The following is a 12,768-nucleotide window of genomic DNA, read 5'->3' on the forward strand; positions in this document are numbered from 1 at the left end:
AATAGATGAAAAAAGCCTATTGTAGCGTTATTCGCTCAATAGGCTTTTTTCATGTGGAGGATTTTTGTACCAATCTGAATAAATGCTTGAATGATCCAGCCTGTTGTAAAGGAAAGGATAATTGTTCCGAAGTAAATAGGCCCATCTAATAAGAAACTGAGTGTCAAAAATAGCAAAGCTAATGAAATTTCTGTTCTGCGAAACGTCCATTTTTTCTTTTCAGACATTGTTAAGACAAAGGCCTCTTGTGGTGCTGCACATAATTGTGTGGAGACATAAATTCCAATTCCAGCGCCAACAAATAGATTTCCGCACACAAGTGTTATATATTTTGGAAGAGAGCGGATTGAATCCATAATGATAGTAATAGAACCAATCCAATCAACAAAAACAGAAATAAGAACCATAGTAACAATTGTTCCGATTGTAATATGCTTCTTATTCAAAAAGAACACAATAAGTGTAAAAGCGAAGTTAATCATAAAAATCCAAAAGCCAATACTTACTCCAAAGTTTTGATATAGCGCAATAAAAAACGAATCATAAGGACTAAGGCCAAATGAAGTAATAGTTGTCATCATGTTAATTCCAAGAGATAGGATGAGTAGTCCGCTAATAAAAAATATATAGTCTAGTTTTAGACGTATCATATGTTTCAAATCCTTTCTGAATGTATTTGCTAGGAAAGGATATATTGTGGAAAGCTTACCAGGTCAAGAAAGAATTTTTTGATGAGGTTTATTTAAATGATGGGAAGGGGAGGAAATAAGATGACAAATATAAAAAAGATTGCGGAAATTGCCGGTGTATCAGTGTCAACGGTTTCACGTGTATTAAATAATCATCCGTATGTAAGTGATAAAAAGAGGCAGGAAATTTTAGCGATCATTGAAGAGCTAAATTACACCCAAAATGTGAATGCGATTCATTTAGTAAGAGGAAAGACGAATGTGATAGGTGTTATTTTGCCGCATGTAAATGATCAATATTACAGTGCAATTATTGAGGGGATTTCTAAAGAAACGGCCAAAAAAAATTATAATATGATGCTCTGTCAGACGAACTATAGTGCCGAAAAAGAACTTGAAATTTTGCATATGTTAAAAATGAAGAAGCTTGATGGTGTAATTATATGTTCGAGAATGAATGGCTGCAAAACAATAGAAGAATATACAAAGTTTGGCCCGATTGTAACATGTGAAGAAATAGAATCTAAATGTATTTCTAGCGTACATATTGATCACTATAAGGTGTTTTCGCAGGGGATGAAATACGTAATAGAAAGCGGACACACTCACATTGGATATTGTATTGGCAGAAGTCATAGCGTAAATAGTCAAAAACGAAAACAAGCTTATGAGGAAGCACTTCAGGAGATTTCTATAGAATCTCGAGAAGAATGGAAGTTTACAGAGCGTTTTACAGTAGAGGATGGTCGTGAAGTGATAAGAGCGTGGATTAACATGTCTGTGAAACCAACAGCATTTCTCGTTTCTTGTAATCCAATTGCAGCAGGTATGGTAACGGAAGCAAAAAAACATGGAATTCGTATTCCTGAAGATCTTGCAATTATTGGGTGCGATGACCAAGAGGTGGCTGATGTGTTAGGAATTACAACAATTGCTCATTCTAGTAAAGTAGTTGGTGCGAAAGCATTTGAAATATTATATGAGAAGATAGAGGATGAAAAAATAGATGTGAAGAACATTGAACTTTTACCACAGTTGACCCTTCGTGAAACTACATAATGCATAAAGTATGAAAATCGCTTTTCGAAAAGGCGTTTGGTATAATTAGGGACAATCTATGAGGCTAAAAGGGGTTTTGACATGAGATCCAAATTAGTAAAAGGAATTTTACTCATTACAATTGCATCTTTTTGTTTATTTGCATATGGTTTTATTTCGGGAATTAATGATGTATTAAATCCGAAAGCTTCAAATTTAACTATGAAGACAGCACAAAAACAAGTAAAGGGGAAACAACACCCTGGAACATTACAAGTTGTCAGTTTAGGCGATTCTTTAACGCGTGGCGTTGGAGATAAAGAAGGAATTGGCTATGTGGGACGAGTGAAAGAAAGTTTGCAGAAGGATTACAAACAAAAGGTAGCGTTAACGAATTTAGCTGTTAGTGGTGCGAAAATGCCGGATTTGTTGAAACAAATAGCAAGTAGTGGTGCACAGTACTCAATTAAGCAAGCGGATCTTATCGTTTTAACAATTGGAGGAAATGACTTATTTCCAGGATGGGAATCACTTGGAAAGATAGATCTAGAAACATATCGCCCTAATACAGAAACATTTCAAAATCAGGCAAAACAAATTTTAACAGAAATTCGAAAGCTAAATCCAGATAGCCCGATTTTCTGGCTCGGTTTATACAATCCTTTTGAGGATGTTGAAGATTTAAAAGGTTCTTCATCCATTGTTGTAGATTGGAATGCATCTTTAGAAAAATTAGCAATAGATAATAAAAATGTATATATAACGCCAACGTTTGATCTGTTTCAAAATCGCGGGAAAGAATTGTTGTACTCAGATCATTTTCATCCGAATGAAATTGGCTACTCATATATGGCGGATCGCTTATTACAAAGCGTTGTAAGTAAGCTGAAGCTAAATGAAGGAGGGGCGAAATGACGACGATACTTTCAGTACGAAATGTGAAAAAGGTCATTGGGAAAAAGACGCTTGTTGAAAACATTTCATTTGATGTGAACCAAGGAGAAGTGTTTGGATTTTTAGGACCAAATGGAGCAGGGAAAACAACAACAATTCGGATGCTAGTTGGTCTTATTAAAGCGACTGAAGGTACGATTTCTATTGGTGGTTATAATATTAAAGAGAACTTTCGAGAAGCGATGCGGCAAATTGGTAGCATCGTGGAAAATCCAGAGCTCTATACATATTTAACAGGGTGGGAAAATTTAAAGCAATTTGCACGTATGCTTGGCGGTATATCAGATGAACGTATTTTAGAAATTGCGAAAATGGTTCATTTAAACGAACGTATTCACGATAAAGTGAAAACGTATTCTCTTGGTATGAAACAACGCCTTGGAATCGCGCAGGCTCTTCTTGGAAACCCGAAACTCCTTATACTAGATGAACCAACAAATGGCCTAGATCCAGCTGGTATAAGAGAGATGAGGGAGTTTATACATAAGCTTGTGAAAGAAGAAAACATGAGCGTCTTTATTTCGAGTCACTTACTAAGTGAAGTGCAAATGATATGTGATCGTGTCGCTATTATTCATAAGGGAAAAATGATTACAGTTGCACCTATTGAAGAGTTGATTAAAACTGCGAGCGATCGTGTTGAATGGATTGTTACACCGATTTCCCGAGCATTAGAACTTTTAAAAACTTCAAAAGAAATTAGGGAAATTAGCATAGATGATGAACGTTTATTGTGCCGAATGGATATTGCTACAATTAGTGCTTGGAATAAACGCTTTGTAGAAAATGGAATAGATGTACATAGCGTGAAGGAGCTTGTCTTTACACTAGAAGATTTATTTATTGAACTCACAGGGAGTGAGCAACATGCGTGAATTTGCGAATCTTGTTTTAAATGAATCAGAAAAAATCTATCGAAAGAAACGTATTGTTGTCGTCATGCTCATATTGGCAATCTTAATTCCTTTGTTTGTTTATGCACAGTATCGTGAAGTGCAGACAACGCAAAAACGCCTTGGTACGAGCGATTGGAAGGTAGCACTTCAGCAGCAAATTGTTGATTCGCAAAATCGCTTAAATAATTCTAGGTTGCCAGAAGAATGGCGGGATTGGCTGAAAGTACGAGTGGAGCAGCAACAATATTATTTAGATCATGATATTAATCCAACGGCACCAGGAGCACCAACGTTTGTACGAGCATTCATTGAACAAGGAATTACATTGTTTATTCCGCTACTTGTAATGATTGTTGCAATTGACATTGTATCGGGGGAACGAAGTGATGGAACGATGAAAATGCTTCTAACACGGCCCATTCGGCGCTTTAAAATCCTTCTCAGTAAATATGTGACGATGTTGTTATTTATATCACTTATATTGCTCTTGGTGGGGATTTTCTCCTATGTGTTATCGGGCGTTGTTTTCGGATATGCCGGATGGAATTTACCGGTACTGACGGGTTTTGGAATTGATAAAGAAACACTGAATACAAATTTTGTCCACCTCATCCCGCAGTGGCAATATATTTTAATGGCATATGGATTAGCGTGGTTTGTTGCGATTGTTGTGGGAACAATATCCTTTATGGTTTCTGTATTAATTCGTAATACACCAGCCGGTATGGGAGTCATGTTGGCAGTATTAATTGCAGGTGGTATTTTAAGTTCCTTTGCAACATCTTGGGAAGGGGCAAAATATATTTTTAGCGTGAACTTATCACTGACAGATTACTTATCAGGGAAGTTACCAGCATTGCAAGGTCTATCGATGAGCTTTTCATTAATGAATTTAACAGTTTGGGCCGTAGTTTCTCTTATCATTTCGTTTGTCGTATTTACGAAGCAAGACATGGTCAATTAAGTGAATAGGAAGTGAAGAGATGGAACATATTTTAAGGAATGATTGGGAGCCGTTACTTGCACCAGAATTCGAGAAACCATATTATCAAAAACTAAGACAGTTTTTAAAAGAAGAATATAGTACCCATGTCATATATCCGAGAGCCAATGATATTTTTAATGCACTACATTATACAAGTTATGAGGATACAAAGGTTGTCATTTTAGGACAAGATCCATACCATGGGCCAGATCAGGCACATGGGTTAAGCTTTTCTGTACAACCTGGTGTAAAAACACCGCCATCGCTGCAAAATATGTACAAAGAATTGCATGCAGATCTTGGTTGTGAAATTCCGAATAACGGTTATTTAGTGAAATGGGCAGAGCAAGGCGTATTATTACTTAATGCGGTGTTAACTGTGAGACAAGGAGAAGCAAATTCTCATAAGGGAAAAGGATGGGAGCATTTCACAGATCGTGTTATTGAACTGTTAAATGAACGTGAAAAACCTTTAATTTTCATATTGTGGGGGCGCCATGCACAAGCAAAGAAAAAACTGATTACCAACTCGAATCATCATATTATTGAATCTGTACATCCAAGTCCTTTATCAGCAAGACGAGGTTTCTTTGGCAGTAAGCCGTTTTCAAAAGTAAATGACCTCTTATCTAGTATGGATGAGAAAAAAATTGATTGGCAAATTCCAAATCTATAAAAAAGGTAGCTAACAGAATGACTGTTAGCTACCTTTTTTAATCACTGCGGTTCATTTTTTAATTTTGCATCTAGTACAAATGTACCAAATGGGATAACGGAAGCAATCAACGCACCTAAAGCCCATAAGATAGACTTACGATGTACGATTGTTACTTGAATCACGGCAAAGATGAATAATATAAATAGAACGCCATGAGCCATACCTGTAATTTTGACTGCTGTTACAAACCCCGCAAAGTATTTTAACGGCATCGCTACAAATAATAGTAGTAGAAAGGAAATCCCTTCGATTAATCCAATTGCTCTTAATCTTCCGATTGGTGTAGATAACATAAAAGTGCCTCCTTAAACATGCGCTTGTATATAGTAAATTTGTATTCTTATTCCAAATAAAATAGTATGTTTTGTTTCATTATATACAAAAACAAAGTTAACACTACGAGAATGTTGTAAAGTTCAAAATATCTTCACAAAGCTACGTACATTTAAATAAAAACCCATTTGAAGTATTTGACTTCAAATGGGTTTTGTGAATGCATCTATATAAGTACAAAAAACCTTTCCTTTTAGATGGGAGAGAGTATCCGTCTATGTATAGAAGCGGTCAGGTCCTTTTTTAGCCACATGCCAAGTGAAAACAAAGAGAGAAAATGAGTGCAGGTCACCTTTTGTTTTCAAAGCAGTAATTTGTATGTTGAAAAATTTATATATTAAACAAGAACTTCGGTTTTTAGCACAAATTTCTCTACAACTTTAGCAACGCCATCATTCATATTCGTGTCTGTTACGTAGTTTGCAATTTCTTTAATGTCATCTGGAGCATTGCCCATCGCAACACCAAGGCCAGCGAATTCAATCATTGTTTGATCGTTGTAGCTATCGCCCATTGCGATTACTTCCTCACGCTTAATACCAAGTTTTTGAATCAATTGATTTAAGCTTGTTCCTTTTGTTACACCGGCTTCAGTAAATTCTAAGAAAAATGGTTTAGAGCGCATTACACTTAGTTTACCTTCTAGTTGCTCTTGAAGTTTCTTTTCTACTTCTACAAGGCGTTCAGCCTCTTTATTCATTAACACTTTTACAACGGGTTCTTGTACAGCGGCAGTAAAACTATCTACTTGGATAATTGGCATACCTGTCAATTGGCCCTCAATTTCTGTATATGGATTATTTTCTTCGGTTACGATGTCATCGCCGATATACGTATGAATCCAAACATCTTCTGTTTTACTAATTTCATATAGGCTGTGAACGATTTCAGGAGATAGTGTACTACTGAACAGTTCTTCATCTGTTTTGCAATTAATAATTTTCGCACCATTAAATGATAGAATGAAGCTTCCGTATTCTTCTAAACGAAGCTCCTTTGCAATATGGTGCATGCCGAATGTTGGGCGACCAGAAGCGAGTACAACCTTTACACCTTGCTCTTGGGCCGTCATTAAAGCTTGTTTCGTACGCTCTGAAATCGTATGGTCATCGCGTAGTAAAGTATCATCTAAATCTAAAACAATCATTTTATAAGACATATAAAAAAATCCTCTCTTTGTTGAAATAATAGTTGGTATTGTCAGAAATTCATTTTAGCAAAATGATGAGGAATAAATAGTAAGACATCGAACTTCTTTAAAGGTACATAAATTGAAAAAAAGATAGAAACCTTTCCTTTTTAGATGGAAGAGAGCACTCGCCCATGCATAGAAGCAATCAGATCCTTTTCCTGCCTCCACGCCAAGTTAAAAAAGTGCAGGTCATCTTTTGTTTTCAAAGCAGTAATGTATATGTGAAAAACAAAAAACCTGATTGGTGATGGAAGTTTCATTTTATATAGTGAGCCTGATTACCGTATTGTTAGTATATATTATCATGGGCGTACTGCCCATGATAATTCTATCGTAACAACTCTGAAAGTAGAGTGCAATAATGGAAGTTTTCCAATTTACGATGGTTGTTTTTCCTTTGAACGGGAAAATAAAACTTCAAGTAAAATAGCCATGACAGAACCAAGTACAAGGCCATTGCTTAAAAATGATGCTAAAAATGGTGGCAGGGTCGAAAATGCTTGCGGTGGAACAAACATAACCCCGATCCCTGTAAAGAGGGACAGGCCAGCAACGCGGAATAAATGCTCTTTATTTTCTACGGTGTCATATTCACGGAAGGCAAGACCAATCATACTTGCAAATACAGGATAAATGGCAGCATATCCAACGGCGACAGGAATAGCGGCGAAGAATGATGTAATCTTTGGAAATATACTAATTATAATAATAAAACTTGACCCTAATAGGAAAGGAAGGCGTTTATAAATATTTGTTGTTGCAATAAATCCAGCTGAACCTGAAATAGCTACTGGTCCAATTGCTGAGAAAAGACCACCTAAAAGCTGATTTATGCCCGTTATAATTCCGGCATGTTTGAATCGATTTTGAACTGCACCTTCTTCATATTTAGAAACAACCTTTTGCACAACACGGATGCTTGCCAACATGTTCGTTAAGAGCAACAGTGTAACAAAGACAACGGTAATTGCCATGTTCCATTCGATGCGAGGTGATCCAAAAACGAATAGAGAGGGAAGGCGGATGATATCTGTTACCGGTGTAACCTGATTGGATAATCCGAAGCATGCAAATAAAATCCATCCAAAGACAATGCTGAACAGAACAGAGTATTGTCCAATAATAGGTAGCTTCATAATGAAAAAAGATAGTAAAATAACAATGAGTGAAAGAATAAAGACGTTTGCTTGTACTTCAGTATGTTGTCCATCAAGGCCGAGCATTCCTTTTAGAAAAGAACCACTGAGTTGGGCAACGAGAAGGAATAAATATGTTCCAATTACTGTTGGTGTAAAATAACGAACGAGCTTATCAATAAGTCCAAAAATACTAAGGATAATACAGATGATGCCGCTTAACAGAAATGCGTATTGTAAGACGCGGAGTGTTTCATTATTTGATCCAAATAATACGACACCTAAACTCGCGTATAGCGAGAAGATTCCCCACCAAAGACCAGCGGGCCCTTCTTGAATAGGTAGTCTATGACCAAATATAGCTTGCAAAAGGCCAGCGAAGCCAAGGACAAATAATGTTCGTTGTACAAATGCAATTGCTTCAGCACCTTCAAGTCCATAACTGGCTGCAACACTAATTGGTACAATGAGGCTACCGGCCAAAATAAATAATGCCCATTGCAAGGCAGAAAGAAATGTTTTCATTATATCAACCTCTTTCATAGATTCCGCTTCTAGTATATACGTATTTCATTTCCTCTGGCAAAGATTGTAGTAGAGAAAAGAGTTGAAGAATAAGATGAATGCACGCAGACAATTGTGGATTGCGGTTATATGTATGTGTTTTGTTGTAGTTCTTGGAACAATTGGGTTTATGATGATAGAAGAGATTAGTTTGTTTCAAGCCTTTTGGATGACAATGATTACAGTATTAACGGTTGGGTATGGAGATGCAGTTCCATTAACACAAGCTGGGAAGATTTTTGCGCTTCTTATTATTCCTGTTGGTGTAGGAATTGTTACATATGCAATCGGGGTAGTAGCAGCAATGATTATTGAGGGGAATTTATTTCATGCAGTGCGGAGGAAGAAAATGGACAAACAAATAGCGCAAATACAAGATCATATTATCGTATGCGGTTGTGGTAGAGTAGGACTTCAAGTTGTGCGCGAGTTACAAGAAAAGAATATTCCATTTGTTGTTGTTGATAAAGAAGAAGCAGTACTAGAGAGAGAAAAGCTTTTATATGTACATGGTGATGCCACGGAAGATCAGGTGTTACGTAAGGCGGGAATTACAAGGGCTGCTGGCTTAGTAGCGATTGTTGCAAATGATGCTGAAAATGTATTCATTACATTAACGGCACGAGGATTAAATAGTACAATTAAAATTGTGGCTAGAGCGGAAAAGCCAGAAACGGAAGGGAAATTACGCCGTGCTGGTGCCAATAAAGTTATTAATCCATCTAGTATGGCTGGAATTCATATTGCAAAAGGAATCGCAAATCCGTTAACGGTTCATTATATTGATACGGTACTTTATGGAACAGATCAGGCTTTTGCAATAGAAGAAGTTCAAATCGGCGAAAGGTCTCTTTTAATTGGAAAAACATTAATAGAAAGCAATGTAAGAAATCAATTTGATGTTACAATTTTAGCGATTTTACGAGATGGAAATATTATTCATAATCCAACAGGGCAGGAAAAATTACAAGAACATGATATGATAATAGTATTTGGTCCAGTAGAGAAGCTGGGGCAATTTGAGAAAGAATTACAAAGTACGAGGTGATAAGGATGCAAATATCTAGCGATAAAATTTTAAATAAAATGGCAAATGAAGTTGCGAAAGCAAAAAATAGTGAAGGACAAAAGGCAAAAGAACATCTTTTAGTGGTTCGTGCTTTATGTGATTTATTATTAGATGAACAGGTTGAAACTTCTGCATATGTAGAGCCAAGGCTACAATCACAAGTTATAACACCACATCCGACGATGACGGTTCAACCGATTGCAGCGGTTTCTGGAGAACCTGTCTATATAAAAGAAGATGATGCAAATGGTAATTCGTTACTTGACTTCTAAAAGTTAAATTGGTTGGCTAATATGTAAAAATTTCTTATTATAAAGATAAAAAAGGGGAATTCCAATGAAAATTTTCTTCTTATTGGGCTGTATTGCAGCCGGGCTATCTGTCGCGTTAGGTGCTTTTGGTGCACACGGTTTAGAAAATAAGGTTTCTGCAAAAATGTTAGAAGTTTGGAAAACAGGTGTTACATATCAAATGTTTCATGCTGGAGGATTATTTGTTGTTGCGTTATTAATGGATAAGATTCAATCTTCTCTTGTAAGCACAGCAGGCTGGTTTATGGTAGCGGGAATTATTATGTTCTCTGGAAGTCTATATGCATTAAGTACGACGGGTATTAAGTTTTTCGGACCGATTACACCACTTGGTGGTGTAGCGTTCATTATAGGCTGGATTTTACTGGGAACTGCAGTTGTAAAAGGATTATAAAGACAAAACAAAAGCTGGCAAATGCCAGCTTTTTTTATGGTCTTGGAGCATAGGTTGCTGGTTGGCTAGGTAAATACGTAATTTCTCCAGGGAATTCTACATAATCCAAGTAAATCATAAGTAGTAAGAATCTTTTTCCAGATTTTGGTTCGCTAATGACAATGTGATCGCGTCCAGCTGCTTCAATAATTCCTGTATAGGATTGTGTGCCAAGTGAACTACCGCGCTCATATGTCATAACAATAGTTGCTGGTTTTCCTTTGTTTAAGCGAAGGATGTTTTCAATATATGATTGCTCTAGTGGGAGCATACCTTGAGATACTGCAAGTTGTGCTTGGGCAGCTTGTTGTTGCATTGCCTGTTGTTGCGCCGCTTGCTGCTGCGGCGTCATTTGTTGTTGTGGTTGCATATATCCCCCTGAAGGTTGATAAAAACCTGTTCCATAGTATGGATTTTGTTGCTGTGCCATTACAAGTCCCTCCTTATTTTCATTCCTCAATATACCCCTGGACAGTCCTCACCAGATGGTTGGAAAAAGCAATGTTTTTTAAATCTTCCAGAATTTTCCTGATTATACCAAGTTGATGGACAAGCACCTTCAGGCCTGAAAAACCATAAAGCGAAATTGGCAGGCCAAAAGCGTTGCCCTTGAATTGTACGCCTTGCAAGGGCAATGTCCTGTTCACGTGCTCGTTGATAAAAGTATCCTTTTTGCGTTGCTTCAAAACCACCGGGACTTTGATAAACCATTTGGCGTAAATTACGTATGTTTTTAAAATCTAAACAATTTCCTCGAACACGATTGACACCAACATTTCCAACCATTAGCATACCTTGTTGTCCTTCCCCTTCGGCCTCGGCACGCATGAGTCTAGCTAATAACTTTACATCTTGTTCTGTAGAGCTGATAACGCCCATTATGTCTCACCTCTCTTTATGGATTGCACTAGAGAAAGAGGTTTATTTCTAGATAAAGTGTGGAACAATTACTAGTTCATACGTATGAGGAAAAGGACTCGGATATGACAACCAAACAAAGTTTTAGCATGATATGAGTATTGAATGCACTTGAACATAATAAAAAAGCTAGCAATATGCCAGCTCTTTTATTATCCAAATAATTTTGACCACATATTTGAGAAGAAATCACCGATTGATCGCATTGTTAATATGAACCAATTTGCTTTTTCTACTTCTTCTGTTGTTCTTGCAGCAATTTTCATTTTTTTGCTTCCATCTAAGAATCCGTATTGATCAGTTGATTCTAAAATGAGTGAGCCTACTTTTGTATCTTTTTTGATTGGTGCAACTAATTTTCCATCTTCGGCAAGTGATTTATCTGCCCCAGTAGAAATTGTATAAGGTGGTTTACTTCCTTTTTTTGTGATTACCGTTATCTCTTTTTCAGGTTTCACAGTTACAGTGTCTTCTGTTCCTTTTACAACAGAAATTGTATTGTTTTTATCTATTTTTAATTTCTGTTTTTCAAAGTTATTAAAACCATAATCAATTAACGCACGAGATTCTGTAAAACGCTCATCCATTGATTTTGTTTTAATAATAACGGAGATAAGACGTAGGTCATCGCGTTTTGCAGTAATTGTAAATCCATACCCAGCTGTATCTGAACTTCCTGTTTTTAAACCATCTGTTCCTTCGTAAGCAAAAGCAGCATCTGGTAGCATCCAGTTCCAGTTTTCCATACGGATTGGGAGTGGGTGGTTATCTGGGAAGTTTCTAAATCTTTGTTTTGTATCCTCTAATATTTCTGGATACTTTGTAATGATTGTTCTTGATAGAATACCCACGTCGCGAGCTGATAAGGAGTTTTCTCCATTCGGATCTGTACCTTCCGGATGTTTTCCTTTTAAATCAGCGTTATTTAATCCAGTCGCATTTACAAACTTATATTTCTTTAACCCTAGTTTTTTTGCGTGTTCATTTGCAAGGTTTAAGAAGTTTTTTTCACTTCCTGCAAGTAGTTCGGCTAGCGCAATGCTAGATCCATTTGCAGAGAAGATAACAATAGAATGATATAATTCTTTAACTGTATATTGTCGTCCTTTTTCGAAAGGGACATTGGAGAATTCATTATTACGGGAAATTTCATAAGCGTAATCAGAGATGTTTACTTTTGTATCCCATGTGATTTTTCCTTCTTTAATTGCTTCTAAAACGGAGTAAACAACAATAAGTTTTGACATACTAGCAATAGCTAGTAATTCATCGGGGTTTTGCTCATGTAGTATTTTTCCTGTATCTGCATCAAAAAGAATGGCAGCAGCCGCTTCTATATGTATTTTCTCTTCTGCATGGGGGGTTGTTACTCCTAAGGAAGAAAATGACAATAAAAACACTAGTAAAATAGATAAAATTTTCCTCATATACATTATCACCTTCGCATCGTTATTAGCATATAGCTCGTACCATTTTAGCATAATTTTGAATATAAGAAAGTTATAATTTAACAGGGAATTTGACGAATTCTT

Annotated in this window: 15 protein-coding genes; 8 read left to right on the forward strand and 7 right to left on the reverse strand. The window is 36.6% G+C overall.

Annotated elements, in window-relative coordinates; genetic code table 11:
- Positions 1–35: 35 nt before the first annotated feature.
- Complete coding sequence (locus MHH45_RS16915; protein ID WP_016112757.1) at positions 36–650, reverse strand: YczE/YyaS/YitT family protein; 615 nt, start codon at positions 648–650, stop codon at positions 36–38.
- Between the two features lie 120 nt (positions 651–770).
- On the opposite strand from MHH45_RS16915, the gene MHH45_RS16920 reads away from it, so the two are divergent.
- From MHH45_RS16920 to MHH45_RS16940, 5 genes are all read left to right on the forward strand, one after another.
- Positions 771–1,748: a LacI family DNA-binding transcriptional regulator gene (locus MHH45_RS16920; RefSeq protein ID WP_016112756.1), complete on the forward strand. Its 978-nt coding sequence runs from the start codon at positions 771–773 to the stop codon at positions 1,746–1,748.
- Between the two features lie 81 nt (positions 1,749–1,829).
- On the forward strand, positions 1,830–2,642 hold the full coding sequence (locus MHH45_RS16925; RefSeq protein ID WP_016112755.1) for an SGNH/GDSL hydrolase family protein: 813 nt from the start codon (positions 1,830–1,832) through the stop codon (positions 2,640–2,642).
- A complete protein-coding gene (locus MHH45_RS16930) occupies positions 2,639–3,556 on the forward strand; it encodes an ABC transporter ATP-binding protein (protein WP_016112754.1) in 918 nt (305 codons plus the stop codon). The genes MHH45_RS16925 and MHH45_RS16930 overlap by 4 nt, the downstream gene beginning before the upstream one ends.
- Positions 3,549–4,541 (forward strand): ABC transporter permease, encoded by a 993-nt coding sequence (locus MHH45_RS16935; RefSeq protein ID WP_016112753.1) that lies wholly within the window; start codon positions 3,549–3,551, stop codon positions 4,539–4,541. Before MHH45_RS16930 ends, MHH45_RS16935 begins: the two co-directional genes overlap by 8 nt.
- A gap of 19 nt (positions 4,542–4,560) precedes the next feature.
- Positions 4,561–5,238 carry a uracil-DNA glycosylase gene (locus MHH45_RS16940; RefSeq protein ID WP_088094007.1) on the forward strand — a complete coding sequence of 226 codons (678 nt, stop codon included), beginning with the start codon at positions 4,561–4,563 and terminating at the stop codon, positions 5,236–5,238.
- 41 nt (positions 5,239–5,279) lie between these two features.
- Here the strand turns inward: MHH45_RS16940 and MHH45_RS16945 are convergent, their stop codons facing one another.
- The 3 genes from MHH45_RS16945 to MHH45_RS16955 form a co-directional block, all read right to left on the reverse strand.
- On the reverse strand, positions 5,280–5,573 hold the full coding sequence (locus tag MHH45_RS16945) for a DUF3817 domain-containing protein (protein WP_016112751.1): 294 nt from the start codon (positions 5,571–5,573) through the stop codon (positions 5,280–5,282).
- A 377-nt stretch (positions 5,574–5,950) separates the two neighbouring features.
- On the reverse strand, positions 5,951–6,772 hold the full coding sequence (locus MHH45_RS16950) for a Cof-type HAD-IIB family hydrolase (protein WP_016132474.1): 822 nt from the start codon (positions 6,770–6,772) through the stop codon (positions 5,951–5,953).
- Between the two features lie 410 nt (positions 6,773–7,182).
- A complete protein-coding gene (locus MHH45_RS16955; RefSeq protein WP_016112749.1) occupies positions 7,183–8,466 on the reverse strand; it encodes a purine/pyrimidine permease in 1,284 nt (427 codons plus the stop codon).
- A gap of 94 nt (positions 8,467–8,560) precedes the next feature.
- On the opposite strand from MHH45_RS16955, the gene MHH45_RS16960 reads away from it, so the two are divergent.
- The 3 genes from MHH45_RS16960 to MHH45_RS16970 all read left to right on the forward strand — a co-directional run bounded on the left by MHH45_RS16960 (position 8,561) and on the right by MHH45_RS16970 (position 10,279).
- The gene (locus MHH45_RS16960) at positions 8,561–9,553 is read left to right on the forward strand and encodes a potassium channel family protein (RefSeq protein WP_016132473.1); all 993 of its coding nucleotides are present in this window, start codon (positions 8,561–8,563) and stop codon (positions 9,551–9,553) included.
- 5 nt (positions 9,554–9,558) lie between these two features.
- Positions 9,559–9,846: a YwdI family protein gene (locus tag MHH45_RS16965; RefSeq protein ID WP_016112747.1), complete on the forward strand. Its 288-nt coding sequence runs from the start codon at positions 9,559–9,561 to the stop codon at positions 9,844–9,846.
- Positions 9,847–9,910: 64 nt separating this feature from the next.
- A complete protein-coding gene (locus tag MHH45_RS16970) occupies positions 9,911–10,279 on the forward strand; it encodes a DUF423 domain-containing protein (protein ID WP_016112746.1) in 369 nt (122 codons plus the stop codon).
- Positions 10,280–10,313: 34 nt separating this feature from the next.
- Here the strand turns inward: MHH45_RS16970 and gerQ are convergent, their stop codons facing one another.
- The 3 genes from gerQ to MHH45_RS16985 form a co-directional block, all read right to left on the reverse strand.
- On the reverse strand, positions 10,314–10,748 hold the full coding sequence (gerQ, locus tag MHH45_RS16975) for a spore coat protein GerQ (protein ID WP_016112745.1): 435 nt from the start codon (positions 10,746–10,748) through the stop codon (positions 10,314–10,316).
- Between the two features lie 26 nt (positions 10,749–10,774).
- On the reverse strand, positions 10,775–11,197 hold the full coding sequence (locus MHH45_RS16980; RefSeq protein WP_016112744.1) for a cell wall hydrolase: 423 nt from the start codon (positions 11,195–11,197) through the stop codon (positions 10,775–10,777).
- A gap of 191 nt (positions 11,198–11,388) precedes the next feature.
- Positions 11,389–12,669: a serine hydrolase gene (locus tag MHH45_RS16985; RefSeq protein WP_140386021.1), complete on the reverse strand. Its 1,281-nt coding sequence runs from the start codon at positions 12,667–12,669 to the stop codon at positions 11,389–11,391.
- Positions 12,670–12,768: the final 99 nt, after the last annotated feature.

Origin of the sequence: Bacillus sp. FSL K6-0042, from assembly GCF_038006685.1 — a bacterium.
GTDB lineage: Bacteria > Bacillota > Bacilli > Bacillales > Bacillaceae_G > Bacillus_A > Bacillus_A pseudomycoides.

Coding starts and splice junctions, on each gene's coding strand:
- MHH45_RS16915 (WP_016112757.1), bottom strand. CDS start 650: ATGATACGTCTAAAACTAGACTATATATTTTTTATTAGCGGACTACTC.
- MHH45_RS16920 (WP_016112756.1), top strand. CDS start 771: ATGACAAATATAAAAAAGATTGCGGAAATTGCCGGTGTATCAGTGTCA.
- MHH45_RS16925 (WP_016112755.1), top strand. CDS start 1,830: ATGAGATCCAAATTAGTAAAAGGAATTTTACTCATTACAATTGCATCT.
- MHH45_RS16930 (WP_016112754.1), top strand. CDS start 2,639: ATGACGACGATACTTTCAGTACGAAATGTGAAAAAGGTCATTGGGAAA.
- MHH45_RS16935 (WP_016112753.1), top strand. CDS start 3,549: ATGCGTGAATTTGCGAATCTTGTTTTAAATGAATCAGAAAAAATCTAT.
- MHH45_RS16940 (WP_088094007.1), top strand. CDS start 4,561: ATGGAACATATTTTAAGGAATGATTGGGAGCCGTTACTTGCACCAGAA.
- MHH45_RS16945 (WP_016112751.1), bottom strand. CDS start 5,573: ATGTTATCTACACCAATCGGAAGATTAAGAGCAATTGGATTAATCGAA.
- MHH45_RS16950 (WP_016132474.1), bottom strand. CDS start 6,772: ATGTCTTATAAAATGATTGTTTTAGATTTAGATGATACTTTACTACGC.
- MHH45_RS16955 (WP_016112749.1), bottom strand. CDS start 8,466: ATGAAAACATTTCTTTCTGCCTTGCAATGGGCATTATTTATTTTGGCC.
- MHH45_RS16960 (WP_016132473.1), top strand. CDS start 8,561: ATGAATGCACGCAGACAATTGTGGATTGCGGTTATATGTATGTGTTTT.
- MHH45_RS16965 (WP_016112747.1), top strand. CDS start 9,559: ATGCAAATATCTAGCGATAAAATTTTAAATAAAATGGCAAATGAAGTT.
- MHH45_RS16970 (WP_016112746.1), top strand. CDS start 9,911: ATGAAAATTTTCTTCTTATTGGGCTGTATTGCAGCCGGGCTATCTGTC.
- gerQ (WP_016112745.1), bottom strand. CDS start 10,748: ATGGCACAGCAACAAAATCCATACTATGGAACAGGTTTTTATCAACCT.
- MHH45_RS16980 (WP_016112744.1), bottom strand. CDS start 11,197: ATGGGCGTTATCAGCTCTACAGAACAAGATGTAAAGTTATTAGCTAGA.
- MHH45_RS16985 (WP_140386021.1), bottom strand. CDS start 12,669: ATGTATATGAGGAAAATTTTATCTATTTTACTAGTGTTTTTATTGTCA.